This window comes from Providencia sp. PROV032, from assembly GCF_028484875.1.
Lineage (GTDB): Bacteria > Pseudomonadota > Gammaproteobacteria > Enterobacterales > Enterobacteriaceae > Providencia > Providencia rettgeri_E.
The window spans coordinates 37299-61507 of record NZ_JAMPSX010000002.1; the positions used below are offsets into that span (position 1 = coordinate 37299).

Annotated in this window: 28 protein-coding genes and 4 tRNA genes; 13 read left to right on the forward strand and 19 right to left on the reverse strand. The window is 37.7% G+C overall.

Translation table 11 applies throughout. The features are described 5' to 3' along the window. Window positions 1-94 precede the first annotated feature (94 nt). Window positions 95-382 carry a hypothetical protein gene (locus PSF42_RS00780; RefSeq protein ID WP_125890901.1) on the forward strand — a complete coding sequence of 96 codons (288 nt, stop codon included), beginning with the start codon at window positions 95-97 and terminating at the stop codon, window positions 380-382. A gap of 70 nt (window positions 383-452) precedes the next feature. On the opposite strand, the gene PSF42_RS00785 is transcribed toward PSF42_RS00780, so the two are convergent. Beyond that, on the reverse strand, window positions 453-1346 hold the full coding sequence (locus PSF42_RS00785) for an endonuclease/exonuclease/phosphatase family protein (RefSeq protein WP_125890900.1): 894 nt from the start codon (window positions 1344-1346) through the stop codon (window positions 453-455). A 255-nt stretch (window positions 1347-1601) separates the two neighbouring features. Beyond that, window positions 1602-2636 (reverse strand): LacI family DNA-binding transcriptional regulator, encoded by a 1035-nt coding sequence (locus tag PSF42_RS00790; RefSeq protein ID WP_125890899.1) that lies wholly within the window; start codon window positions 2634-2636, stop codon window positions 1602-1604. Window positions 2637-2995: 359 nt separating this feature from the next. On the opposite strand from PSF42_RS00790, the gene PSF42_RS00795 reads away from it, so the two are divergent. Genes PSF42_RS00795 through PSF42_RS00805 form a run of 3 tightly spaced genes read left to right on the forward strand, consistent with a single transcriptional unit; the run spans window position 2996 to window position 5020 of the window. Beyond that, window positions 2996-3442 carry a PTS sugar transporter subunit IIA gene (locus PSF42_RS00795; RefSeq protein WP_125890898.1) on the forward strand — a complete coding sequence of 149 codons (447 nt, stop codon included), beginning with the start codon at window positions 2996-2998 and terminating at the stop codon, window positions 3440-3442. Window positions 3443-3464: 22 nt separating this feature from the next. Further along, entirely contained in the window at window positions 3465-3752 is a 288-nt protein-coding gene (locus PSF42_RS00800; protein WP_004910231.1) for a PTS sugar transporter subunit IIB, read from the forward strand. An 11-nt stretch (window positions 3753-3763) separates the two neighbouring features. Next, a complete protein-coding gene (locus tag PSF42_RS00805) occupies window positions 3764-5020 on the forward strand; it encodes a PTS ascorbate transporter subunit IIC (RefSeq protein WP_272679276.1) in 1257 nt (418 codons plus the stop codon). Window positions 5021-5072: 52 nt separating this feature from the next. On the opposite strand, the gene PSF42_RS00810 is transcribed toward PSF42_RS00805, so the two are convergent. Together PSF42_RS00810 and PSF42_RS00815 are read right to left on the reverse strand one after the other, a co-directional pair. Beyond that, window positions 5073-5342, reverse strand: a complete 270-nt coding sequence (locus tag PSF42_RS00810; RefSeq protein ID WP_272679277.1) for a hypothetical protein — start codon at window positions 5340-5342, stop codon at window positions 5073-5075. Window positions 5343-5370: 28 nt separating this feature from the next. After that, the gene (locus tag PSF42_RS00815) at window positions 5371-5694 is read right to left on the reverse strand and encodes a hypothetical protein (protein WP_272679278.1); all 324 of its coding nucleotides are present in this window, start codon (window positions 5692-5694) and stop codon (window positions 5371-5373) included. Window positions 5695-5802: 108 nt separating this feature from the next. Between PSF42_RS00815 and PSF42_RS00820 the strand changes: the two genes are divergently transcribed. After that, window positions 5803-6546: an ankyrin repeat domain-containing protein gene (locus PSF42_RS00820; protein WP_213913297.1), complete on the forward strand. Its 744-nt coding sequence runs from the start codon at window positions 5803-5805 to the stop codon at window positions 6544-6546. A 163-nt stretch (window positions 6547-6709) separates the two neighbouring features. Here the strand turns inward: PSF42_RS00820 and PSF42_RS00825 are convergent, their stop codons facing one another. Further along, entirely contained in the window at window positions 6710-7654 is a 945-nt protein-coding gene (locus PSF42_RS00825; RefSeq protein ID WP_004263460.1) for an SPFH domain-containing protein, read from the reverse strand. Window positions 7655-8081: 427 nt separating this feature from the next. Here PSF42_RS00825 and PSF42_RS00830 point away from each other — a divergent pair, with 427 nt between their 5' ends. The 5 genes from PSF42_RS00830 to PSF42_RS00850 all read left to right on the forward strand — a co-directional run bounded on the left by PSF42_RS00830 (window position 8082) and on the right by PSF42_RS00850 (window position 12611). Further along, window positions 8082-9035 carry a 2-keto-3-deoxygluconate permease 1 gene (locus PSF42_RS00830; RefSeq protein ID WP_272679279.1) on the forward strand — a complete coding sequence of 318 codons (954 nt, stop codon included), beginning with the start codon at window positions 8082-8084 and terminating at the stop codon, window positions 9033-9035. 10 nt (window positions 9036-9045) lie between these two features. Further along, the gene (dtnK, locus tag PSF42_RS00835) at window positions 9046-10320 is read left to right on the forward strand and encodes a D-threonate kinase (RefSeq protein WP_272679280.1); all 1275 of its coding nucleotides are present in this window, start codon (window positions 9046-9048) and stop codon (window positions 10318-10320) included. Window positions 10321-10336: 16 nt separating this feature from the next. After that, a complete protein-coding gene (locus PSF42_RS00840) occupies window positions 10337-11293 on the forward strand; it encodes a D-threonate 4-phosphate dehydrogenase (RefSeq protein ID WP_442959216.1) in 957 nt (318 codons plus the stop codon). A 3-nt stretch (window positions 11294-11296) separates the two neighbouring features. After that, the gene (locus tag PSF42_RS00845; protein ID WP_442959215.1) at window positions 11297-12073 is read left to right on the forward strand and encodes a DeoR/GlpR family DNA-binding transcription regulator; all 777 of its coding nucleotides are present in this window, start codon (window positions 11297-11299) and stop codon (window positions 12071-12073) included. Window positions 12074-12179: 106 nt separating this feature from the next. Beyond that, a complete protein-coding gene (locus PSF42_RS00850; protein WP_125890893.1) occupies window positions 12180-12611 on the forward strand; it encodes a carboxymuconolactone decarboxylase family protein in 432 nt (143 codons plus the stop codon). Window positions 12612-12677: 66 nt separating this feature from the next. On the opposite strand, the gene map is transcribed toward PSF42_RS00850, so the two are convergent. Both map and PSF42_RS00860 read right to left on the reverse strand, forming a co-directional pair. Further along, on the reverse strand, window positions 12678-13448 hold the full coding sequence (gene map, locus PSF42_RS00855) for a type I methionyl aminopeptidase (RefSeq protein ID WP_125890892.1): 771 nt from the start codon (window positions 13446-13448) through the stop codon (window positions 12678-12680). Beyond that, window positions 13441-13647: a ParD-like family protein gene (locus PSF42_RS00860; protein ID WP_004910200.1), complete on the reverse strand. Its 207-nt coding sequence runs from the start codon at window positions 13645-13647 to the stop codon at window positions 13441-13443. Before PSF42_RS00860 ends, map begins: the two co-directional genes overlap by 8 nt. Before the next feature lie 326 nt (window positions 13648-13973). Here PSF42_RS00860 and PSF42_RS00865 point away from each other — a divergent pair, with 326 nt between their 5' ends. Beyond that, window positions 13974-14399, forward strand: a complete 426-nt coding sequence (locus PSF42_RS00865) for a universal stress protein (RefSeq protein ID WP_125890891.1) — start codon at window positions 13974-13976, stop codon at window positions 14397-14399. A gap of 137 nt (window positions 14400-14536) precedes the next feature. Continuing rightward, a complete protein-coding gene (locus tag PSF42_RS00870) occupies window positions 14537-14968 on the forward strand; it encodes a hypothetical protein (RefSeq protein WP_213913303.1) in 432 nt (143 codons plus the stop codon). Between the two features lie 5 nt (window positions 14969-14973). Here PSF42_RS00870 and PSF42_RS00875 read toward each other — a convergent pair whose 3' ends face one another. Next, on the reverse strand, window positions 14974-15747 hold the full coding sequence (locus PSF42_RS00875; protein WP_272679283.1) for a nucleotidyltransferase domain-containing protein: 774 nt from the start codon (window positions 15745-15747) through the stop codon (window positions 14974-14976). Between the two features lie 6 nt (window positions 15748-15753). Continuing rightward, window positions 15754-16959, reverse strand: coding sequence for a nicotinamide mononucleotide deamidase-related protein YfaY (locus PSF42_RS00880; RefSeq protein ID WP_272679284.1), 1206 nt, complete (start codon window positions 16957-16959; stop codon window positions 15754-15756). Between the two features lie 220 nt (window positions 16960-17179). Between PSF42_RS00880 and PSF42_RS00885 the strand changes: the two genes are divergently transcribed. After that, window positions 17180-17737 (forward strand): toxin-antitoxin system YwqK family antitoxin, encoded by a 558-nt coding sequence (locus PSF42_RS00885; RefSeq protein WP_125890887.1) that lies wholly within the window; start codon window positions 17180-17182, stop codon window positions 17735-17737. Window positions 17738-17838: 101 nt separating this feature from the next. Here PSF42_RS00885 and fabV read toward each other — a convergent pair whose 3' ends face one another. The 10 genes from fabV to PSF42_RS00935 form a co-directional block, all read right to left on the reverse strand. Further along, a complete protein-coding gene (gene fabV, locus PSF42_RS00890; protein ID WP_125890886.1) occupies window positions 17839-19038 on the reverse strand; it encodes an enoyl-ACP reductase FabV in 1200 nt (399 codons plus the stop codon). A 319-nt stretch (window positions 19039-19357) separates the two neighbouring features. Further along, window positions 19358-19918 (reverse strand): hypothetical protein, encoded by a 561-nt coding sequence (locus tag PSF42_RS00895; protein ID WP_125890885.1) that lies wholly within the window; start codon window positions 19916-19918, stop codon window positions 19358-19360. A gap of 114 nt (window positions 19919-20032) precedes the next feature. Continuing rightward, entirely contained in the window at window positions 20033-20188 is a 156-nt protein-coding gene (locus PSF42_RS00900; RefSeq protein ID WP_125890884.1) for an MbeCy, read from the reverse strand. A gap of 266 nt (window positions 20189-20454) precedes the next feature. Beyond that, a tRNA-Leu gene (locus tag PSF42_RS00905) sits at window positions 20455-20541 on the reverse strand. A 120-nt stretch (window positions 20542-20661) separates the two neighbouring features. Then, a tRNA-Leu gene (locus tag PSF42_RS00910) sits at window positions 20662-20748 on the reverse strand. 6 nt (window positions 20749-20754) lie between these two features. Further along, a tRNA-Cys gene (locus PSF42_RS00915) sits at window positions 20755-20828 on the reverse strand. A gap of 23 nt (window positions 20829-20851) precedes the next feature. Then, window positions 20852-20927: transfer RNA gene (locus PSF42_RS00920), tRNA-Gly, on the reverse strand. Between the two features lie 165 nt (window positions 20928-21092). Further along, complete coding sequence (pgsA, locus tag PSF42_RS00925) at window positions 21093-21641, reverse strand: CDP-diacylglycerol--glycerol-3-phosphate 3-phosphatidyltransferase (RefSeq protein WP_125890883.1); 549 nt, start codon at window positions 21639-21641, stop codon at window positions 21093-21095. A gap of 57 nt (window positions 21642-21698) precedes the next feature. Next, entirely contained in the window at window positions 21699-23531 is a 1833-nt protein-coding gene (gene uvrC, locus PSF42_RS00930) for an excinuclease ABC subunit UvrC (protein WP_125890882.1), read from the reverse strand. Continuing rightward, window positions 23498-24184 (reverse strand): LuxR C-terminal-related transcriptional regulator, encoded by a 687-nt coding sequence (locus PSF42_RS00935; RefSeq protein WP_272679285.1) that lies wholly within the window; start codon window positions 24182-24184, stop codon window positions 23498-23500. The genes uvrC and PSF42_RS00935 overlap by 34 nt, the downstream gene beginning before the upstream one ends. Window positions 24185-24209: the final 25 nt, after the last annotated feature.

Below are 24209 nucleotides of genomic sequence, written 5' to 3' on the forward strand. Positions count from 1 at the left end.
TTCTTTTAGCCAATATATAAAATTATCCGGCTAAATTTGACAAAATAATTTTTCCATCTCATGTAGCATTGCTTCCCAAAGAAAAGGGTAAACCATGACAAATATTCAATTACTATTACTTGCAACTAATAACATCAAAAATAACACCGAGTTAAGCCACTCTCAGGAATCTTATGTATACCAATTTTACTATACTAATATCGTCGGTCATTTCGATAGCATACAAAGTTTTCTTACCGTTTTTAAACAGCAAATGAGTGCGACATTAGATACATCACAACAATTGACTGAACAGCACCAAAAAATATATTCAACAGTTGAGTATTATTTAGGCATAGCTGAAAAACGCTATATTGAAAGGAAAAAAATACTAGCCAATTAACTTATCATTACAGTTGGAAAGGCCTTCAAACTAAATGAGGCCTTTTATCAAAAATTTTTCTGTTAAGTGTTTATTGCTCTTGTAGCTCTAATTCCGCAATTATAGGTAGGTGGTCACTAACATTAGACCATTGAAACTCTTTACTATCCGTTGGAATTTCCATTTTTTTCACATCCCAAACTTGGCCTTTAAATGTAAAAATATGGTCAATATCAATGGCTGGGTTCACAGCTGGCCAACTACGATAATCAACACCTTTTAACTCAACTGGGTTCCACATATAACGAATTTCTTGGATAGGCTGTTCATTAGCTGTTGAATTAAAATCTCCCGCTAATATTTTTATTGAGGCTGCAATATTATCAAATCCCGTATCCGTATCCCCAATACTCGCATCTAAAATATGACGAACCTGCCCAATGCGAATGGTTGGATCTTTCTGCCAATCAAGGTGTGTACCCATTACAATAATTGGCGTATCGAAGCCTGGTTTTGATATCTGAGATATTAATACAACACGTTGCTCTGCATCACCAGAGGGTAAATTAATCACTTTAGATTTATCGATTTTATATTTCGATAAAATTCCGACACCATATTCCCCCCCATCAAAATCCAAAGCCTTACCAAAAACAAAATCCATCTTATTGGCTTTAGCTATTTCTTCTAGCTGGTGAACTTTTTTACTGCGGGCTGTTTTGTTATCAACTTCAGTTAAAACAATCACATCTGCATCTATTTTTGCAATCGCTGTATTCAGTCCATCAAAATTACTGACATCTGATGCCAACTCATTTTTACCAATGTTATAAGTGGCTACTTTAATGGTAGGTTTGTCTGAAATATAAACTTTATTCGGTGCTCCCCCGTCCTGCACCTTCAGAATTTCAGAACCCGTCATCGTTGCCATTGCACCACAAGAAACTAAAATTGCGCCAGAAATAGCTATTTTTAGTAATTTCATTATTTTCCCCTGTTAATGTCTAATATGACAAAATAATGCAAGTATCGAATGAAATTCTAGCTAACCTGAATTCATCAACTTGCAGTTTTCATACATTAACAGAGAATAAAAAAGATATAGTGACCAAACCGACAATCTTATTTTGAGAGAAAAAAAAACCATTTTTAACCATCAAAGTAGTGAGTTACCACACCATTAGGCGCTAAAGATAAGCAAAATATTCAAAAAAAATGTGACCAATATAAAAATTAAATTTTATGCACTTTGTCTTGCTTCAAATTTATAAGGGAAAACAACACCTTCTTTACGTTCGATAAAATCACAATCGGCATCAGCAAGCCATTTTTGTAATCTTTTCGCTGTCTCTCGAGCCATTTTACTGTAATCAATCCGTACTGAAGTCAGTGATGGATGGATATGATCACAATTAGAAGAACCTTCGACGCAAGCAATCGCTAACATTTTAGGTATCTGAATTAAACGCCTCTGGCACTCAAAAATGACACCAAGTGCAATCATTTCATGGCTACAAATCACAGCTTCCAGTTCTGGTTGACGGGTCAACATCTCACTAATTGCCTGACGACCAAAATCCATCGTTGCCACATACGGAGTTGTAATACTTTGGTCTGCACTTTGGTTATACGTCAGCATCGCTCGGTTCCAGCCACTGAGTTGCTGACTTTGCATTTTGCTGTCCATTTGAGCACCAATATAGCCTATCTTCTTATATCCTTTTTGTAACATATAGTTGGTTAAAAAGCTGACAGCATCTCCAACATTGCTTTTGATGTTCAACGTGACTGGATGATTGGACTCCCCTGCAACACTGACAACTGGAATATCTAAATTTTTTAGATAATTAAGCACATTTTCTGAATTTATCGCCCCAAAAATGATCAAGGCAGCCGGGGTGCTCTGCAACAGTGTCGATAAGACTTCAGACTCTTTTTTCTGCTGGTAATCATGACTACCAATAACAACTTGATAACTATTTTTGTTCAGAGCTTCCTGTAAAGATTGCAGAAAAACTGAACTAGCATGATCACGCAAAGACGGAATTAAAACAGCAACTGTACGGCTTTGACCTGAAGCTAAAATACCTGCCGCAGAATTAGGTATATAACCAAGCTCTTCAACTGCAGCATTAATTTTTTCTCGTAGCTTATCAGATACTAATTCAGGTGTACGCAAAGCCCTAGATACCGTCATGGATCCAACACCTGCGTATTTTGCGACATCCTGCAATGTGACTCGCCCTGTATTTTTTCTTTTTCGTAATTTTTGCATGTAATACTTTTACTTAGCCTAAGCTGATTATTAACCCTAAGATACGCAGATCTTTGGTAACCATTGTCCCTGTATTTTTACTTTTTATCGTTTTTTCAATTAAATACACTAAAAGATAGCCAATATCATTATATTAGATCTAAAAAACAGTAAAAAACGCCAACTCAATTAACTTACCACAGGTTGAATTTGTTAATCAGCCGACAAGTGTACTCATTTCATATTTGTTCGCTATATTTTCTCAAAATGATAGCGCTATCACGAAAATGAAAGATTCAACTAGATAGCGCTACCATAGAGCACTACTATTCATTCAACCATTACAAAGATAATAATTTCACTCTACCAGGAGCAACCCAATGCTAACGACATTACTGACCCCTAGCGTCATTCAAGTTGTTGACAGTGCCAGTGATTGGCAAGAAGCGATAAAAATCGCCTGTAATCCATTAATTAATAATAAATTCATCGAACCGAGATATATTGATGCAATAATTCAATCGCACGAAAAAATTGGCCCTTATTATGTATTAGGCCCCGGTATTGCCATGCCTCACGCGCGCCCAGAAGACGGAGTAAACCAATTATCTCTTGGACTAACCGTTATCAAACAAGGTGTTGAATTTGGTTCCGAAGGCAATGACCCAATCCGGTTGTTAATTGTATTGGCAGCAACTGATAGCAATAGCCATATTGGTGCTATCGCAAAATTAGCTGAACTATTTGATAACCAAGAAGATGTAGATAACATCATGCAATCAGAAAACGTCGATGACATTCTAAAAATCATCGCTAAATACGAATAAACTCAATATTAAGGTAAACATTATGAAAATTACTGTTGTTTGTGGGAATGGTTTAGGTACCAGTCTGATGATGGAAATGAGCATCAAAAATATCTTGAAAGATTTACAAGTTAGCGCTGATGTTGACCATGTCGATTTAGGATCGGCAAAAGGCACTGTGAGTGACATCTTTGTTGGGACAAGCGATATTGCAGAACAATTAGTTGCACAACAAGTTGGTGGCGAAATCGTTGCTCTCGAAAATATGATTGATAAAGTAGCAATGAAAGAACGCCTGACTGTTGCTTTACAAAAACTTGGGGCAATGTAAGCGGAGGCACTATGTCATTTTTTCGTTTTCTGATGCAGGATGTTTTATCTGAGCCAGCCATTCTTGTGGGTTTAATCGCACTTATTGGTTTGATCGCGCAGAAAAAACCAGTAACTGAATGTATTAAAGGCACCATCAAAACCATCATGGGTTTTGTGATTTTAGGTGCTGGTGCGGGATTAGTTGTCAGCTCGTTAGGTGATTTTTCAGCTATTTTCCAACATGCTTTTGGTATTAATGGTGTGGTACCAAATAACGAAGCTATTGTTTCTATTGCACAAAAAAGCTTCGGCCGTGAAATGGCAATAATTATGTTTTTTGCGATGCTAATCAATATTTTGATTGCTCGTTTAACCCCATGGAAATTTATTTTCCTCACAGGGCATCATACTTTATTCATGTCCATGATGATTGCGGTTATTTTAGCCACTGCAGGAATGGAAGGTACACTGTTAGTGACTGTTGGCTCACTGATTGTTGGTTTTTGTATGGTGTTTTTCCCTGCCATTGCCCACCCTTACATGAAAAAAGTAACGGGTTCAGATGATGTTGCGATAGGCCATTTTTCAACAATTTCGTATGTCCTAGCGGGCTTCATCGGCAGCAAATTCGGTAATAAAGAACATTCAACAGAAGACATGAATGTCCCGAAAAGCTTACTATTTTTAAGAGATACTCCTGTTGCTATCTCTTTCACCATGTTCATTATTTTTATCATCACATGCTTGTTTGCAGGCGGTGACTTCGTTCGTGAAGTCAGTGGTGGTAAGAATTGGTTCATGTTCTCATTAATGCAATCTATTACATTTGCTGCGGGCGTATACATTATTCTGCAAGGTGTGCGTATGGTTATTGCAGAAATCGTCCCTGCATTTAAAGGTATTTCTGACAAATTAGTCCCTAACGCAAAACCTGCTTTAGACTGCCCAGTGGTCTTTCCATATGCACCAAACGCAGTATTAGTCGGCTTTTTAAGTAGTTTTGCTGCGGGTGTTTTGGGAATGTTCGTTTTATATGCATTAAATATGACGGTTATTATTCCAGGCGTTGTCCCCCATTTCTTCGTAGGTGCAGCTGCTGGTGTGTTTGGTAACGCAACAGGCGGTCGTCGTGGCGCTATCTTGGGTGCATTCGCTCAAGGACTATTGATTACCTTCCTACCCGTATTCCTGTTACCTGTTCTTGGGGATATTGGTATTGCTAATACTACATTCAGTGACGCTGACTTTGGCGCAATCGGAATTCTATTAGGTATTATCGTCCGCTAAAACAGAACTCCCCATGGCAAATTTGCTAGCGGGGAGTTTTTTTACAGCTACACTACTTTCCCAACCAAACACCATCCCTAAATAAGAATTCCTGTAATAAAATCAAATCATCCGGTGTCACGTGGATCATACCTTCACCAGGAACATCAATTTCAGCAATCATAAATAGCGCCAACATGGTTAATGACGGCAATATGAGTATCAAGCCATTTTTCCCTTTTGTTCCGCGTATATTGTAGCCATTAAGAGTATTTGAACAGATAGCAAAAAAGATCAGTAAAAACCAAGTGGCATTTGGAATTTGGTGTCGCCAACTTGCCATCGTCTTTTGCTGAGAAAGATAAAGGCCACTAAATGCATTTAATACAGAAGCCACAATTGGGTTTGGTGTTTGACTTGCTTCTTTTACCGCTATTTCCCCACAACTGGCTTTGCTTCTCCAAAGAAGTCATCAACCATTGGTTATTTTCGTCACTGATACCCGACTTAAAAAACTCAATCCGAGCTTCCAAATATTGTTGAATAAGCTGTGAGGCTTTACTTCTATCATCTGTACTCAATAGCTGTGCTCGCTGGTATGCTGTACCAATAGCAATAGCTTCATTTTCTTCTGTTTGCTGGCGGTTGTTATAACCATTAATTAAATTGATAACATAACCTCTATCAATAAGCATAATACAAATCAGAATAACCATATAAAATAGAATAAACATGATTTTTATTGCTTTATACCATTTATTTTTCAATACTGATACATAACTAAATATTAATAAGGTTTCAATATGAATATTAAAAAAGTTATATTTGCTTTTTCATTAATTACTTTTGGGGCAGTATCTCAAGCCCAAGTCGTTAATAATAATAACCCTCCAGAATATAGGCATTTTAAAACAGATTACACGACTATGCTCGAACTCGCGAATAAAGAACGCTTACCTTGGAGAGTTTTCTATGAAAGCCCTAGTGAAGGTGCCAATGCCGAATGGTTTGATGCCGTAAAACAGGGAGATTTAGATAAAGTAAAACAGATGGTCGCTAAAGGACAAGATATCGAAGCCAAAGACACCGGTAGCTTAGACCAAACGGCTCTGGGATGGGCTGCCTTTATTGGCGATGAAGCAATGGTTGATTATCTTATCTCGCAAAATGCGAATCTTTGGGCAACCGATACGGGTGACGTATATAACGTGCTGAAATCAGCAGTACTTGGTAATAATGTCAATGTTGTAAAAAAAGTCCATCAACTGATGAAAGATGAAGTAGATTTGAATAATCAACAAATTGAAAGTGATGGTGAAACATTAGTCATGATAGCCGCAAGTAATAATAGAATGGAAACAGTTAAATATTTATTATCGCAAGGAGCAGATATTAACCGAAGCACAACGACTGATGATGTAACCATGTTTTCTTATGACCAAAGTGCATTAACTTATGCATGTAAGAACAATCTTCCAGAAATGCAAAAATTACTTATTGATAATGGTGCTCTAAATCATCGTACTGGTAAACCATCTTGTAATTAATTTATGTGAACATTGGCTGTACCCTCTATAAATTAAATAGCCTGATCCCAGTTCGATATCGAAATCAGGCTATTTAAACAGCGAATAAAAGTGCTAAACTTTATATTTTCACTTAAAGATTAATAAAACTGATTTTAAATGCAGTTATTCTTATTCATTAAAATTACTGGCTATTACGCATATCCATAATCATTTTACCATCGTAGTCTGCACCAACAACAATATTAGGTACCTCACCTTTATATTTATGGGCTTTGATTTGTTCAATTTCTAACTGTTTCCAATTGATCATTTCACGGGTAATAGTACGTTGCAATATCGCATTCGCTTCAGCTTCCTTCTGTGCAGCATACAATTTTGCATCAGCTTCTTGGCGCATAGCAAATGAACTTGCTTGTGCGTTACGCTCTCTAGCGATGGCTTGTTGTTCAGCAGACTCTCTTTCCGCTTCAGCAATAACAACCTTTTTCTGAGCTAATTCACGCTCTTTTTCAGCCTCAGCTTTTGCTTGGTTAATTTGCTCTTGACGCATTTTAGTATTAACTACTTGCTCTTGTACAACTTCAGGCAAAGTAATATCTTGGATCATAATTTCTTTTATTGTATAGCCATAAGGGGAAGCATACCCTTGAATAGCATCACGAATAGATTCTTGTAATTTTCTCTGTGTATCTGCAGTATAAAGATCTTGAGCATTAGCAACATCTTTACCAAATTCTAAAATCGTTGAGATCAGTTTTTGACGTACATATTTATCCAAAGCTTCGCTTTCTGTTCCCCCATTAATACGTAATACAGGCGCTTTCGCACCATCAAACTGAAGCATTACCGTAATATCAACAATAGATTTTAATTTATCTTGCGAAGGTACTCTTAACTCTTTTAGAGATACTCGAATATCTTTTGTTGAGTACGTATCAAATGTTGTAAACGGATTAATTGGAAAATGTAAACCTGCATCATAAGCAACTGGGTCGACTTTTCCTAAAAATGTCCCCACCTTAACCGAGCCATCCTGTACAATGGTGTATGAGTTAATACCAACGAGGCCAATAACGAGAAGTAATGCAGCACCGACAACCAATTTAATCATTGATTTAAATTGCATGAGTTAATCCCTATCAAATTAATAATTATAATAAAGCGCCTTATTGTCACCACTTATTTTCTAACTACAAGTCTAATATTCCTAAATTTAAAAGCACTAAATCTGCTATTTCTATCTTGGTAAAAATGAATCGCTGAGCCATTACAGATAATTTTGTTATAAACCTAGTTTTATCCTTTTAAATTATTAATGCTTATTTTCAATCACAGAACACATGTATGATTATTTATAATCACTCCCTCATTCGTTCAAATGACACAAATACCATAAAAAAGCAAATTATCGTTATTTTAGGTCAAATTAATGAAAATAATCAGAATATAACATCAAAAAATGGTAAGGGGAATTATTGAGATCTTGATCACTGTTGTTTTTATTTGATTAAATATAATCATTATGACTAAAATAAATCATGGCGGAGAAAACCATGCAAATAAAAAAATCGATTGAACGTATACCTGGTGGCATGATGGTTGTGCCATTAGTACTCGGTGCCCTAATCAACACCTTTGCTCCTCAAGCCCTCGAAATCGGAGGCTTTACAACATCACTGTTTAAAAATGGTGCCCCTGCTCTTATTGGTGCATTCTTGCTTTGTATGGGTGCAGGAATTAGTTTTAAAGCGGCGCCACAAGCTTTATTACAAGGAGGTACAATTACCTTAACAAAACTAGTCGTTGCGATTGCTCTTGGTCTAGGCGTCGATTATCTCTTTGGAATGGAAGGAATTTTTGGTTTAACTGGTGTTGCAATTATTGCAGCAATGAGCAATTCAAATGGTGGCTTATATGCCGCTTTAGTTGGGGAGTTTGGTAATAAACGAGACGTTGGTGCTATCTCAATTTTATCTCTTAATGATGGGCCTTTCTTTACCATGATTGCGCTAGGCGCAGCTGGTATGGCAAATATCCCTTTAATGGCATTAGTTGCGGTTCTTGTTCCGTTAATTGTTGGCATGATCTTAGGTAATCTAGACCCACATATGCGCGATTTTCTAACAAAAGGTGGGCCAATATTAATTCCTTTCTTCGCTTTTGCACTAGGCGCAGGGATCAACTTAGAAATGCTATTACAAGGTGGACTCGCAGGTATCTTGCTCGGTGTGCTGACTACCTTTGTTGGCGGCTGGTTTAATATTCGAGCAGACCGTCTAGTAGGAGGTTCAGGTATCGCAGGCGCTGCTGCCTCAAGTACCGCAGGAAATGCTGTAGCAACACCACTCGCTATCGCACAAGCCGACCCATCCTTAGAGGCTATCGCGCTTTCTGCGGCTCCTTTGATTGCTGCATCCGTGATCACCACCGCTATTCTAACCCCTATCCTGACCTCTTGGGTTGCTAAACGCCAACAAGCAAGACAACCCCAAAAAACTGAAGAGTAAGGAGTTATTTATGAAGCTATTAGTTATTGCGGATGACTTTACAGGGGCAAATGATACCGGTGTTCAATTTGCTAAAAAGCATGCGCGCACAGAGATACTTCTTGATAATACACAAAAACATTCTTGGTTTGCTGATGTCGTTGTGCTTAATACAGAAAGTCGCGCATTAAATGCACAAGTTGCTTCAGAAAACCTACGAAATAGCCTGAAACCTTTTTTATCTCAGAAGGATAAACCTGTCATTTATAAAAAAATTGACTCAACATTTCGCGGTAATATCGGGACAGAAATAGAGACAATTATGTCAGAAACAGGCTTAAAACTTGCTATTGTTGCCGCAGCTATTCCTGCGGCAGGACGTGTAACGTTAAATGGTGAATGTCTCGTTCATGGAAAAGCACTTATTGAAACTGAATTTGCTTCTGACCCTAAAACACCAATAGTTTCATCACGTATCCAAACTATTCTCCATCAGCAGACTACCCTGCCCGTTATTGAAGTTTATCTAGACCGAATACGTTCAGGACAATTCGCAACATGGTTACAAGCACAAGCGCCAACGCAAGGCAGTATCATCGTCACGGACGCTGAAAATGATGAAGATTTAGCACTAATTGCTGAAGCCGTATTTTCAATAGATCAACCTTGCCTACTCGTTGGAGCTGCGGGCTTTGCAAATGCATTGCCTGAGAACATTTTCATGGATAAAAAGCAAGGGCTACCGTTATTTATTGTCGCTGGCTCAATGAGCAGTACAACAATTGAACAGGTAAACTATGCACAAGCACATTGTGATGCCAGTGTCATTGATGTTGATGTCACGCAAGCACTTGCAGCCACTACACAAGATAACTACATGGCTGCACTCATCAAAGAAATTAGTCAAACATTAAACCAACAAAAACACACCATCATACGAACCAGCCGAGATGTGCAAGATAGGCATCATATTGATGACCTATGCAATACCTACGGTATGACACGTAATGAATTGGGGAAAAATATCAGCGACTTTATTAGTTTGCTGACCTTAAATACGCTGTCTGTTGCCAGCATCGGGGGACTTTTTTTAACAGGTGGAGATATTGCGATTGCGGTTGCCAATACTTTGGGAGCAAAAGGTTATCGAATTCAATCTGAAGTACTGCCGTGTATACCTTGCGGCACACTTATTGATAGTGAAATCGATGACTTACCCGTGATAACCAAAGCGGGAGGGTTTGGTCAAATAACCACTTTATGCGAAGCCATCAAATATATTGAGGAAATTTATTGTGAAAAATAATGTTGTTGCTATTACGATGGGAGATCCTGCAGGTATTGGCCCAGAAATTATCGTCAAATCCCTTTCAGAAGGTGAACTTGCAGGAGCCTCTGCCGTTGTTATCGGTTGTGCATCAACAATGCAGCGATTAATTAAATCGGGGGTAGTTCCTCAGATAAAAATCAATGTGATACAAAATATCAAAGAAGCCCTATTTTCAGCGGATACCATCAATATTATTGATGAACCCCTAGCCGACCCTAGCGCGCTTATTGCGGGGAAGGTTCAAGCTCAAGCTGGTGACTTAGCATTTCGCTGTATTAAACGTGCGACTGAACTAGCACTCGCTGGTGAAGTGAAAGCGGTTGCCACTGCACCTTTAAATAAAGAAGCATTGCACCTTGCCGGGCACAACTACCCAGGTCACACTGAACTACTTGCCCAGCTAACCAATACCAAAGATTACGCCATGGTGCTTTATACCGAAAAATTAAAAGTCATCCATGTCACAACACATATTGCATTGCGTAAATTTTTAGATACATTAAATAGCGAGCGTATCATAACCGTGTCTCGTATCGCATCAGACTTTTTAAAACGCGTTGGCTATGAAAAACCACGTATTGCGATCGCAGGCGTTAATCCTCATGCTGGGGAAAATGGTTTATTTGGTGATGAAGAAATCGTATATTTACAACCAGCTATAGAACAGGTAAGGTCTGAAGGTATTAATGTTTATGGCCCTTGTCCTCCAGATACTGTATTTTTACAAGCCTATCAAGGGCAATATGATATGGTCGTTGCCATGTATCACGACCAGGGCCATATTCCTTTGAAATTATTAGGTTTTTATGATGGTGTTAATATCACTGCAGGCCTTCCGTTCTTGCGCACTTCAGCCGATCACGGAACCGCATTTGATATTGCTTGGACGGGTAAAGCAAATCCTGAAAGTATGGCCATCTCACTTAAACTTGCGATGAATGTAGTATAACTAATGAGCACAATGGATAGATTAGATTTAATACTTGAGTATCTTAAACAGCATAACCTCGTCACTGTTGAAGAACTAGTACAAGCATTATCCGTGTCAGCGGCCACTATCCGGCGTGATCTCATTAAACTTGATGAAACTGGGGTTATCTCTCGCACACATGGCGGTGTAACCCTAAACCGTTTCATTCCTGTTCAGCCCACTACGCCCGAAAAAAACCAGCGTAATCTAAGAGAGAAACGGGCTATTGCGAAAGTGGCAACCCGTTTAATTGAACCAGGTAGCACGGTTCTACTTGATGCAGGAACAACCATGCTTGAGCTAGCGCGAGAGCTCACTCATATGCCCCTGCGTGTTATTACCTCTGACCTCCATATTGCCCTTTTTCTTTCTGAATTCAAACAAATTGAAGTCACAATTGTTGGTGGAAGAATTGACGATAGTAGCCAATCTTGTATTGGTGAGCATGGGCGTGTTTTATTACGTAGTATTTATCCTGATATCGCATTCATTAGTTGTAACTCTTGGAGTTTAGAAAAAGGAATTACAACACCAACAGAAGAAAAAGCAGGTCTAAAACGTGACCTAATAACAAATGCTACACGCTCTGTTATGCTTGCTGATAGTAGTAAATACGGTAAATGGTCATTATTTCGTGTCGCTCAAATAGACGAATTGACAGATATTATTACAGATAACCAACTTCCACTCGATATTCAGCAAAAATTTATAGATTCTTATCGTACTAATCTAATATTGGTTTCCACAAATGCCACTTAATGCTATTGAACTTGATTTCCTTATAAAATAAAGTAGCTCAACCTTCCAACCAAACCGCACCAAACATTGCATTTCATCTGACAACGAAATATGTAAAGGATCCCGCATGAATGAACTTAGATTAGCCTATAACAATTTATCACCCGAAGCTTATAAAGGGCTTATTGATTGCAAAAATGCATTGGATAAAAGCGGGTTAGGCAAAGAACTAATAGAGCTTGTTTATTTAAGAGTTTCACAAATCAATGGCTGTGCATTTTGTCTAGATATGCATGCAAGCTCATTACGTTCAAATGGTGTCAGTAACAAAAAAATTGATACTCTCGCTGGCTGGCAGGTTAGTCATCATTTTAATTCATTAGAGCGCGCTGCATTAGCTTGGACCGAAGCTGTCGTTAATATAGCTACCAGTGGTACATCAGATGCTCTCTTTAATGAATTAAAACACCATTTTTCTGATGAACAAATTTCTGATTTAACTATCGCTATTGGTTTAATGAGTGCCTTTAACCGTATAGCAATAGCATTGAGACAATAGTAAAAATTAATTTAAAAAAAGCCTGTTACCTTTATGGTAACAAGCTTATAAAGTCTATTTTTAACGCTATTTTTCTTCATCACGTAATGTTAAAACTTCGTATCCATCTTTAGTGACTAATACCGTATGTTCGGATTGAGCTGATAATTTTTTATCTCTCGTTACGACCGTCCAGCCATCTTTCTTTGTTTTTATTTTCATCCCACCTTGGTTAATCATTGGCTCTATCGTAAATGTCATCCCTTCTTTTAATTCAACCCCTTTCCCTCGTACTCCATAATGAAGAACTTGCGGATCTTCATGCATTTCACGGCCAATACCATGCCCACAATATTCGCGCACGACACTATAACCTTTAGATTCCGCATAATGTTGAATAGCAGAACCAATATCACCTAGCGTTGCGCCTGGTTTAACTTGCTTTATGCCTTCCCACATAGCAGCATAAGTATCTTTGACCAATTTACGTGCCAGTGGTGAAGCTTCAGGCATCACATACATTTTACTTGAATCAGCAATAAAACCGTTTTTTTCTAGCGTAATATCAACATTAATAATGTCTTTTGTTTTTAAAATTTCATCTGTTTTTGGAACACCATGGCAAACGACTTCATTCAACGATGTATTCAAAACATATTGGTAGCCATATTGGCCTTTACTCGCAGGCCTTGCTTGTAATTCATTAACGATATAGTTTTCAACTTTATCATTAATCTCCATTGTAGAAATACCTGGTACAATAAATGAATCCAACATCTTAAAAACACTAGCTAAAAGTCGTCCAGACTCACGCATTAGTTCAATTTCTTCTGCTGTTTTAATTGTAATATTATTCATGAACCTTTCCTTTTAATTCAATTGACTCTTTCTCTAACATTTCATTGATTAACATAGTAAATGTCTTATTCGGGTTTAGTTCAGCTTGCATACCAATTTTAATCCAAAATTCTGCCTGTGAATTAATCGAACGGGACATAACCTGGCTCGCATGGCGTAGATAATCATGCAGTTCATCTGAAATTTTTACGATACCCAAAGCAACCTCAACAATATGATATGTATACAAACCATGTATAGATCATATAACAGGAAGAAGATGATTCAAAGCACTCAAGTTTTGCATAGCACAAAGCGCATGAAAAACAGCCTATAGATATCACCATTAAGTTTCTTAAGTTAAATCCGCTGTCAAAGTATTTATGTTGTTGATCCGCTATGATGAAACCCGAGGCGTGTAATTCCTATGTGTCAGTTAACATTATTTTGATTGACTCAGCCATCTACTGATTTAACAACCCTACTCTTTATAAACTAACGACCCGATTACTACATGAACTCAATAAATAAAAGCTGGAGAAAAACATGTATAATAAAATTTTAGTTCCTATTGATATAACAGAAAAAAGCTTAGCACATTTAGTTATGACTCATATTCAATACCTTGCAGAATATGAAAAAGCACATATTCATTTTTTAGCAATTATCCCTACTATCCCTTTCTATACCACAATGGGATTTGGTTTTGCTGAAAAAGCGGATAGTGAACAAGATAATGTTACAAGGCAACTCGCGGAGATTATTAAAGAATTTAATCTTTCAAGTGATAAGTACAGCGCACAAGTTTTAATGGGAACACCAAGAGATGAAATTTTACGTGTTGCTGAAGAAATTTCTGCAGATTTAATCGTTATTGGCTCAAAGCGCCCTGGCATGTCCACATACTTTTTAGGTTCGACAGCATCAATGGTTATTCAAAATTCAAAAATTTCTGTTTTGACTGTGCGATAGGCGTTATCAATTATGATAATCTAGGTAGCCTATTGTTCGGTTACCTTTTTTTTCGTGTTAATCTTATATATAAGTGTTAATCACGTAATTAGACTATATATTGATATTACAGATTTATTTTTCACTCAAGGAATGTAATGAAAAAATACTTACTTTGGATCAGTATTAGCATCAATATTATTCTAGCTGTCGCTTTAATTATCGCTATTACCTCATTTTTTAACATGAAAAATCAGGTAATGACTATAGTTGAGCAAGTAAAGTCAGGGAAGTATGTCGAGCAAATACAGCAGCAAACGAAACAGCTTATTCCAAATTCTCTTAATGAGCTAAAAACTTTAAAAATGGATGGCGACTCATGTGACCAGTTTTATCAAAAAGTCGATGGAGTTATTGAATACTTACATAATAATCCAGAGATTATTGGAGCGCAAACCTACACCGAACAGTTATCTTCAGTAAAAATGGCCATTGATAAAACGCCGACTGTTTTAAAAGACAAAGCTTGCAAGAGCGGAATTTCAAGTATTAATTATATCATTGATACACTACAACCCGATGAGCCATAATTGGCTCATTTATTAATAATATTAGAATGTTCAACATCCAACCAGCAGATAAACTGGACTAAATGTTCCAAGAATTGCACATCAACAAAAGGCTGTAAACTTTGACATAAAAAATAATTTATTTCATTTTGTCGTTCTGGATAACGTTGAACGAATTTTTGTGCATATTCAGATAATGTTTCTGGCCAGTCATTATCATTTTTCCAACGTAAAATATCTGTCGAACGAATGAGCTTTCTCGATGCCGCCCGATATAATAACGTTAACTCAGCATCATCATTACAATTATTGATTTGGTCGATATAAGCATTAAGCACATCAACAAAATCACCATTAACGGCTTCGGCTATTGCTCGTGAAGGGGTAAATTGGTTAAAACATGTTGCTAAATCATCCCCATAAATGCAACGGCAGTGATGCTTAATCCAATACCCCCAACTATATAAATTAGCCTCACTCATCACATCCGTAATAATACCAATATCAAAATCAATTTTGCTGACTTCGGTGTGCTTAATCATTAATTGAATTTGTAATTCATTAAGTTTGGTAGCCTCTAATTGAGTAAGACCATCACACAGTATAATACACAGGTCTAAATCTGATTGTTGTGGCTTTGCACAGCCTTTTGCCACACTGCCATACACATAAACGCTATGGAGTTTTTCTTTTAATATGCACCTAAGCCAATTAATAGATTCTGTTATTATTAACTTAAATTCCGATTGAAACGGTTTCTCTTCAAGAACAGGAATATACTCATAATCGTTTAACTTCATAACCTACTAACTCTCAAGGATAAGTGTTTCAGTTTGTACTAACCATTCGTAATAGCCAATAACCTCTCGACCATTTAACCAACGAGACAGCATATCTAATATTAACATTACACTGACTTCTTGCTTTTCTTTCTGTGAATGGTTGTTTGGTAAATAGTGAATTCTTTGCGCATAACACTTATCTGGTGTTGATAATACAACGTTTAAATATTGCTCATGATATTCACCAACGACTAAAGCAATAGATAACGGATGATTAGCCGCTATTTTTTGAGCTCTTTGCACAAGGGTTTCTAATGTTTGTCCCGCATCAAGTGATAGGATTTGGCTGGAAGACATGACTATTCCTGCAGAATTTAATGTCCAACTTAACAACCCTGCACTAAATTGTTCACTAACGACTACGTGTAATTTCTTTTCTTTTAGGGATTTTCCAATTTTTTGAGCTAAACCTTCAGTACCTTCAAATATCAAATTATCCCCTACTCCTTGCTTCACGAGTTGCCAATCCCTCTCCATCAACTCTTTTTGTGACGCAGGGCCTGTTAATTTTAATTCAATAATAGGCATTGAAGAACGGTAACCTAAAACACAATTTTCAGGTAAAGGTAAGCTGTCAAATTGCTTCGCAAGACTACTTTCGCTGCGGCCAAAACTCGTTAGGCGTAAACAAATTGGCGGCTCTGGCAAAGTAAAACGTGCACGTAACCTAGGCAAAATTTGGTCATTTACCATGACTTTGAACTCAGAAGGAACCCCTGGAGTAAAAAAAATCAGACAATCATTCAAAACTAAGGAAAAGCCACAAGCCGTCCCTACAGGGTTATCAATTAATTCAGCATTGGCGGGAAGTAGTGCTTGTTTGCGATTTGTTTCAGGCATAACTCGCCCTCTAGCAATAAAATAACGCTCCATAACTTCAATCCACTGCAAATGCTCAACTAATGGAACTCCCGCAGCTTTAGCCGCAGCCAAAGCACTTAAATCATCACTCGTTGGCCCAAGTCCGCCATTTACTATCAGAACATCTGCAGACAAACTACGTTCAAGAAAAGTAGCGACTAAGCTTTCTAAATTATCGCCAACAGTGGTTCGCTTACTCAAAGAGAGACCTTGTTGAAAAAAACAGTCTGCCAACCAAGCTGCATTTGTATCAATTATTTGTCCGTGCAAAACTTCATCACCGGTACTCAACATTTCAACAACTAACATTCATGACTCCCTGATTATACAAATCGCATTAACTTACTAAACTACCTTATTATCAAGATGACTAACATCAATATTTATTCACTTACCACGCCCTAAAAATCGTTTATAGCTTATTAAAATAAGTAGTTTAGGATGATTCTCACAATATACAGTCATAAAAAGGCTATAGTTTTATATGCAATTGAATCCATTATTTTTTTACAGCAATAATAGGTGCTACATGTTCAAGCTAAAACCAATTAAATCTATTGCATTACTTTCTTTAGTTTTATTTGTTTCTGGATGTCAACTTGGAAGCTTAACAAATTCCAATTCAAACTCAGATTCGAAATTTGGGGAGTTAAGTGAATTAAAAAAGATAGAGTTTCCGACCATAGAGGCTCCGAAAGGCCTTTCTGAAGGAGCATTTGAGACTGAGTTCGATAATGGTCAGCCAAAATTTAAAACATGGGTATCTAAAGGATGCTTTGATAAATACATTAAGACCTACTATGAAAATGGCAAGCCTGAATCCCAAATTCAACTTAAAAATTGTAATGTAAATGGAACTATCCGTAACTACCATGAAAGTGGCCGTATCGATACCGAATTCACTGCGCTACAAGGTAAACTATCGGGACCATTTAAAATTTATCACGACACTCCGAGTAATAAACCAAACATTACTGGTACATTTAAAAATGGCGATCTCGTTGGCACAGTCACCGAATTTGATGAAAATGGAACTGTTATTTCTAAAGCCGTGATCCGTGATGGTGAAATTATCGTATTACAATAATTCAGCTAACAAGACAAAAACATGTGATTTACAAAGATAGTTAAAAATAGAAACCCGCAAATAGCGGGTCTCTAAGAAATTTAAAATCGTGCTTAATATGACTAAATCAGCTCTTTCACTTCAAAATTTACTTCACCGCTGAGATCTGCATCATAATCGACACCATTTAAGCCGAAGCCAAACAAACGGAGAAACTCAGCTTTATAACCTTGGTAATCCGTTAGCTCATTGATGTTATTATCATTCAGCTGCTGCCAAATTTCACGACATGTATTTTGTACGTCATCACGCAATTCCCAATCATCTAAGCGTAGACGATGTTTTTCATCAGTATCTGGTACTGAGCCATTGAATAATTTAGTGGCAAATAAGCGCTGAATTTGTTCAATACAACCTTCATGGATCCCTTTCTCTTTCATAATTTTAAATACAATAGAGATATATAAAGGCATCACCGGAATTGCAGAAGAGGCTTGAGTTACGACGGATTTTAATACCGCAACATAAGCGGCTCCACCCTTAGCTTGCAATTTTTGGTTGATTGCATAAGCCGCACGGTCCAAATCTTCTTTCGCTTTACCTAATGTACCATGCCAATAAATTGGCCATGTTAAGTCCGTACCAATATAAGAATAAGCTACAGATTGTGCATTATCGGCTAAAACACCGGCTTCATCTAATGCGTTCATCCACAGCTCCCAGTCTTGGCCGCCCATGACTTTTACTGTATCTGCAATTTCTTGTTCGTTTGCGGGTTCAACAACAGCTTCAATCAGCACATCTTTATTGGTATCCAACGCAACAGATTTATACGGCTCGCCAATAGGTTTCAAGGCCGAGCGTACAATTTCGCCCGTTTCAGGCATTTTACGCACTGGAGAGGCCAGTGAATAAACAACTAAATCAATTTGGCCTAAATCTTGTTTAATTAAATCAATAACGGTTTGACGACATTCATCAGAAAAAGCATCACCATTAATGCTTTTTGCATACAGGCCTTCTTCTTTTGCTGCCTTGTCAAAACCTGCAGAATTGTACCAACCCGCAGAGCCTGTTTTACCTTCACTGCCTGGCTTTTCAAAAAATACACCGATGGTAGCCGCACCACTGCCAAATGCAGCATTGATACGAGAGGCAAGACCGTAACCGGTGGATGCACCAATAACTAAAACTTTCTTAGGGCCATTTTTCAGTTCGCCACGTGATTTCACGTAGGCAATTTGCTCACGCACATTGGCTTCACAGCCTGCTGGGTGAGCTGTAGTGCAGATAAAACCACGAATTTTAGGTTTGATAATCATAGTATTTTTTTCTTGGTAGCTAACAATCAGGCTCTAATATACCTGATATTATCCATTTACTTAAGACAGTGTGACAATAAATAAGGAGAACAGACCAGTTTATTGATGATTTTTCCATTAATTGCTCATTTAAAATCATTAATAGCTTCAATAACACGTCGTCATAAATCTAATTATCGATTCAAGTTAATTATTTTTCCTCTGGGCTGATTGCCTAACAAAGCCAAGAGCGCATCTAGAGACAAAACAATAGATGAAAACGCATTGCCAAATGAAAGAACAAATAGCATTAACGAGTGTAAAACAGCTTAATAGCTGCTTATTGTGGCTTAGTTGGTATTAAATTATGGATAACCATCACTGAGTAAACAATGTCTTTTCTATCGTGAATTTTGCGAAAATGGGCATTACTAACAATACCGACCATAATCTGCATGCCATCTTTTTCATAGACTCGCTTAAATGGCGTTGTTTCGTCATCCGATATCTTATCTAAGAAATAAACATCCCGTTTATAGCGTTCGATTGTTTGCTTTGGTAAACCATAAACTTCAAACATTTTCTGGTTAATTGCATCATACTCAGCCAAAATGACTGATTGGTCTCGACTCACTTTTCCTTGGGAAGAAACTAGCATTAACGTATTTTTTTCCCGGGAAAACATCAATAAAAACAGCTTATTTGCTATTTGAGGGGAGTCCGTTGATGAACATAATGCACCTCCCTCTTGGAATTCAGTACATTGTAATTCTTTTAAATGCAATTTACGTATCTGTTCGGGGGTTTGCCCCCACCTAAAACCATAAGGGGCATCCAGTTTTTTCGTTGTACAACCAGACACAAATACGAGTATTAACGTAAACAAAAGTCCTTTTATCATCACTTCTCAAATTCCAATTAAGTCATCTAATTTGATACTATCAAAAACGAATAATTAATCAAAAAATTAACTTTTCTATCATCACATTAAATGACTCGATTGATTTCTGCATAATTAACTACTCTTTTTATTTTCCTGTTGCTTAACCTCTGCCATAGCAATTTCCTTCAACCAGTCAGCCAATAAAGGTTTTGTTTTTACTGTATCTAATAATGCTCGTTCATGTTTAGTTAATCGTACAACTACAACTTCAGTTTTCATGTTAGACATAGCCCGTTCCTCTTCAAGAACCAGAATAGTGACATAAAACACTAACGGAACGGTCTGACTTACGGTTTTTTACACGAATTACGCGTTAATTGACACAATAAAAAACGTTTTGTTTTTTAATAAGCCATTGAATAAAAATAAGAAATACTACTAGGAATTGATATTAATTGAGCGGATACAAAACACTTTAAGGAAATTAGGTACAAAAAAACCACCTTTAGGTGGTTAATTGCTAATTTCAAATCATAGCTGATTGGAAATTTAAGTGGTGCCCAGGGCGGGACTTGAACCCGCACAGCCTAAAGGCCGAGGGATTTTAAATCCCTTGTGTCTACCGATTTCACCACCTGGGCTAAATTGTCTTTCTCTAAAATTTGGGCAAATTATTAACTTACCCAGCTAACCCATGCATTCTATAAAATACACTGTGATTAGCAAACTTAAACACTTAATAGCGTTTAATTACTTTAAATTGGTGCCCAGGGCGGGACTTGAACCCGCACAGCCTAAAGGCCGAGGGATTTTAAATCCCTTGTGTCTACCGATTTCACCACCTGGGCTAAATTTGGAGGCGCGTCCCGGAGTCGAACCGAGCTACACGGATTTGCAATCCGGTGCATAACCGCTTTGCTAACGCGCCTTGTCCGAATTTCTTTCGAAATTTGGAGCGGGAAACGAGACTCGAACTCGCGACCCCGACCTTGGCAAGGTCGTGCTCTACCAACTGAGCTATTCCCGCATTAAGCTTCACTTTTCAGCTTATGCTTTCAAACTGGCTGATTTACTTATTTATTTTCGTAAACCATGTTGCCGTTCGATGCGTTGCATTCTACTGATTTCACCTATCGAGTCAATACAAATATTGAAATAATTGGATCGTTCGCTGTTTTTTCAATCATTTCGATCACGCTTCGCTCAAATCGCCCCATGCTGCCTTTAAATATTGGAACATTGACCAAAATGTTAAGATAGCCGCAACATACATTAGTGCAATTGAAAGGTTTTCAATTAATGGTGTTGGACGCCACAATAAACCGACTAATGACATCATTTGAGCCGTTGTTTTAAATTTACCAATCCAAGAAACTGCCACACTGCTGCGTTTACCTATCTCTGCCATCCATTCACGTAAAGACGAAATAATGATTTCACGTGCAATCATAGTTGCTGCAGGTAACGTTACATACCAAACATCATAACTTTCTGTGACTAACACTAGCGCTGTTGCGACCATAACTTTATCAGCAACAGGATCTAAAAAAGCACCAAACTTTGTAGTTTGCTTCCACAACCTTGCTAAAAACCCATCAAACCAATCAGTTACCGCTGCAATAACAAAAATAAGCGCACATGCAAACGGCCCCCAAGCGGTAGGGAGATAAAAGGCTAATACAAAAAACGGTATTAGGATGACGCGAAATAATGTCAACCACGTTGGTATGTTTAATTTCATCACGCTCACTAACTTTTTGACCAAGTTGGATATTATGAATATGTTGCCCTAAGACACTCACTGTTTCAATGCATTATAAATCTTTTCTGCAAGGGCGTATGAGATCGAGGGCACCTTTGCGATTTCTTCTATACTTGCATTACGTAAAGGTTGTAATCCGCCCATATATTTTAGCAACATCTGCCGACGTTTCGGGCCAACCCCCTCAATTGACTCTAATGCACTCGTATTTTTGACTTTTGCTCGTCGTTGTCGATGTCCCGTAATCGCATGATTATGCGACTCATCTCGGATGTGCTGTATTACATGCAAAGCTGGCGAATCAGGTGGCAATGAAAAACCTTCTCCTTCAGGCTTTAAAAATAACGTTTCAAGCCCCGCTTTCCGGTCACTACCTTTAGCAACACCAATTAACAATGGGTGTTTTTTATCCCAATCAACGTCAAGTGAATTAAATACATCCGTTGCCTGCCCTAATTGGCCTTTTCCTCCATCGATAAAGATAATGTCAGGAACTTTGCTTTCATCAATATGTTTACCATATCGACGCGTTAAAACTTGGTGCATAGCCGCGTAATCATCACCAGGAGTGATACCAGTAATGTTATAACGACGATATTCAGATTTAACTGGACCCGATTTATCAAATACAACACAAGAAGCGACGGTTTGCTCCCCCATCGTATGTGAAATATCAAAACACTCCATACGGTTGATATTTTCTAAATGAACCACTTTAGCAAGTGCTTCCATGCGCTGTTGTACTGTCGAGTGTTGTGCTAATTTAGTTGAAAGTGCAATTGATGCATTTGTTCTCGCTAATTTTAAGTAACGAGCTCTCACACCACGAGGCTGACTTTGAATATTAATTTTACGCCCAGCGACCTCAGAAAGAGACTCAGCTAATAATTCTTTTTCTGTTAATGCAAAATCTAATAATATTTCGCCAGGTAACGTTCTATTTTCACTTCCTTGCAAATAAAACTGACCTAAAAAGGTTTGAACCACTTCCTCAAGCTGTGTATCTGTTGGAATTTTGGGGAAATAACTGCGACTTCCAAGTACTTTTCCTTGGCGAATGAAAAGTACATGCACACAAGCAAGGCCCGATTCAAAAGAAACACCAATAACGTCCAGATCATCGCTGTCACCCGATACATATTGCTCCTCGGTAACTGCCCTGACTGCTTGAATTTGATCTCTAAAGCGGGCTGCATCTTCAAAACGTAGCTCTAAACTCGCCTTTTCCATACGTTCAACTAAACCAGCTAAAACTTGTTTGTCTTTTCCAGTTAAAAATAAACGAACATATTCAACTTGTTGATTATAGTCTTCATCAGAAACTAAACCGTTAACACAGGGGCCTAAGCAACGGCCAATTTGATATTGTAAACAAGGCCTTGAGCGATTTCGATACATGCTATCTTCACATTGACGTATCGGAAATAACTTCTGCATTAATGCTAATGTTTCCCTCACCGCATAAGAGCTTGGGAAGGGGCCAAAGTACTCACCTTTCGCATGTTTAGCCCCTCGATGCATCGAAATTCTAGGGTGTGCTTCACTGCTTAAAAATAGATAAGGATACGATTTATCGTCGCGTAACAATACGTTATAACGTGGTTGGTACAACTTAATATAGTTGTGTTCAAGTAATAGCGCTTCTGTTTCAGTATGAGTCACCGTCACATCAATAGAGGCGATTTGCTTAACCAACTGCTCTGTTTTGCGGCTCCCCACATTTTCACGAAAATAACTTGATAAGCGCTTTTTGAGATCCTTTGCTTTTCCTACATAAATAACCGTTTCCCCAGCGTCATACATGCGGTATACACCAGGTTGATTAGTCACTGTTTTTAAGAAAGCTTTTGGTTCGAACTGTTCTGACACGCGAATAAACCCTGTTTTGCTGTAATTAAACCATAACTGATGGCTATATGAGTTAATTCTACATCACTACAGATATTAAGTTTACTAAACATTCGATATCGATAGGTATTGACTGTTTTAGGGCTTAAGGAAAGTGACTCTGCCACCTGTTTGATAGGAATTCCCTGAGTGATCATCAACATAATTTCTAACTCACGTCCCGATAATAAATCATATAAATCTTGTTGATTACTACAAGTTAACCGCTGAAGAGCAAGATCTTGGGCAATATCTGGAGATATTATCCGCCGCTTAGCACTCACTATTTGGATAGCTTCAATGATGTCCTCTTCTGTCACATTGATGCTAAGTAAACCGAAAATACCGATATCTAACGCTTTTAAAAAAAACGAAGGATTATTTCTGACATTGTAAATAATGATCCCGACATCCGGTTGAGTTCGGCGAAGTGTTTGTATGGTTTTTAGTGAGTCATAACGAAAACTATCACTACTGATTAAAATCATATTTGCTTTTTGGCATCGATTCCATGTAACCACATGCTCTACTAATGGAAAAGAAGCAACAACTTTATAGCGTATGTGACGTGAAAAAAATGCCTCAAAACCACGAATTGCAATTTTATTATCATCAATTATTATTATATTAATCAATTAATTCACCTATTGGACTTTAAAA

Excerpts from the sequence above, each read along its gene's own strand:
- pgsA (WP_125890883.1), bottom strand. The coding sequence starts at position 21,641 with ATGAAATTAAACATACCAACGTGGTTGACATTATTTCGCGTCATCCTA.
- PSF42_RS00825 (WP_004263460.1), bottom strand. The coding sequence starts at position 7,654 with ATGCAATTTAAATCAATGATTAAATTGGTTGTCGGTGCTGCATTACTT.
- fabV (WP_125890886.1), bottom strand. The coding sequence starts at position 19,038 with ATGATTATCAAACCTAAAATTCGTGGTTTTATCTGCACTACAGCTCAC.
- PSF42_RS00805 (WP_272679276.1), top strand. The coding sequence starts at position 3,764 with ATGTCATTTTTTCGTTTTCTGATGCAGGATGTTTTATCTGAGCCAGCC.
- PSF42_RS00875 (WP_272679283.1), bottom strand. The coding sequence starts at position 15,747 with ATGAAGTTAAACGATTATGAGTATATTCCTGTTCTTGAAGAGAAACCG.
- PSF42_RS00880 (WP_272679284.1), bottom strand. The coding sequence starts at position 16,959 with ATGTTAGTTGTTGAAATGTTGAGTACCGGTGATGAAGTTTTGCACGGA.
- PSF42_RS00840 (WP_442959216.1), top strand. The coding sequence starts at position 10,337 with ATGGGAGATCCTGCAGGTATTGGCCCAGAAATTATCGTCAAATCCCTT.
- PSF42_RS00870 (WP_213913303.1), top strand. The coding sequence starts at position 14,537 with ATGAAAAAATACTTACTTTGGATCAGTATTAGCATCAATATTATTCTA.
- PSF42_RS00800 (WP_004910231.1), top strand. The coding sequence starts at position 3,465 with ATGAAAATTACTGTTGTTTGTGGGAATGGTTTAGGTACCAGTCTGATG.
- PSF42_RS00815 (WP_272679278.1), bottom strand. The coding sequence starts at position 5,694 with ATGCTTATTGATAGAGGTTATGTTATCAATTTAATTAATGGTTATAAC.
- PSF42_RS00830 (WP_272679279.1), top strand. The coding sequence starts at position 8,082 with ATGCAAATAAAAAAATCGATTGAACGTATACCTGGTGGCATGATGGTT.
- PSF42_RS00820 (WP_213913297.1), top strand. The coding sequence starts at position 5,803 with ATGAATATTAAAAAAGTTATATTTGCTTTTTCATTAATTACTTTTGGG.
- PSF42_RS00790 (WP_125890899.1), bottom strand. The coding sequence starts at position 2,636 with ATGCAAAAATTACGAAAAAGAAAAAATACAGGGCGAGTCACATTGCAG.
- PSF42_RS00785 (WP_125890900.1), bottom strand. The coding sequence starts at position 1,346 with ATGAAATTACTAAAAATAGCTATTTCTGGCGCAATTTTAGTTTCTTGT.
- PSF42_RS00900 (WP_125890884.1), bottom strand. The coding sequence starts at position 20,188 with ATGTCTAACATGAAAACTGAAGTTGTAGTTGTACGATTAACTAAACAT.
- PSF42_RS00845 (WP_442959215.1), top strand. The coding sequence starts at position 11,297 with ATGAGCACAATGGATAGATTAGATTTAATACTTGAGTATCTTAAACAG.
- PSF42_RS00850 (WP_125890893.1), top strand. The coding sequence starts at position 12,180 with ATGAATGAACTTAGATTAGCCTATAACAATTTATCACCCGAAGCTTAT.
- PSF42_RS00885 (WP_125890887.1), top strand. The coding sequence starts at position 17,180 with ATGTTCAAGCTAAAACCAATTAAATCTATTGCATTACTTTCTTTAGTT.
- PSF42_RS00795 (WP_125890898.1), top strand. The coding sequence starts at position 2,996 with ATGCTAACGACATTACTGACCCCTAGCGTCATTCAAGTTGTTGACAGT.
- PSF42_RS00865 (WP_125890891.1), top strand. The coding sequence starts at position 13,974 with ATGTATAATAAAATTTTAGTTCCTATTGATATAACAGAAAAAAGCTTA.
- PSF42_RS00780 (WP_125890901.1), top strand. The coding sequence starts at position 95 with ATGACAAATATTCAATTACTATTACTTGCAACTAATAACATCAAAAAT.
- map (WP_125890892.1), bottom strand. The coding sequence starts at position 13,448 with ATGAATAATATTACAATTAAAACAGCAGAAGAAATTGAACTAATGCGT.
- PSF42_RS00810 (WP_272679277.1), bottom strand. The coding sequence starts at position 5,342 with ATGGCAAGTTGGCGACACCAAATTCCAAATGCCACTTGGTTTTTACTG.
- PSF42_RS00895 (WP_125890885.1), bottom strand. The coding sequence starts at position 19,918 with ATGATAAAAGGACTTTTGTTTACGTTAATACTCGTATTTGTGTCTGGT.
- dtnK (WP_272679280.1), top strand. The coding sequence starts at position 9,046 with ATGAAGCTATTAGTTATTGCGGATGACTTTACAGGGGCAAATGATACC.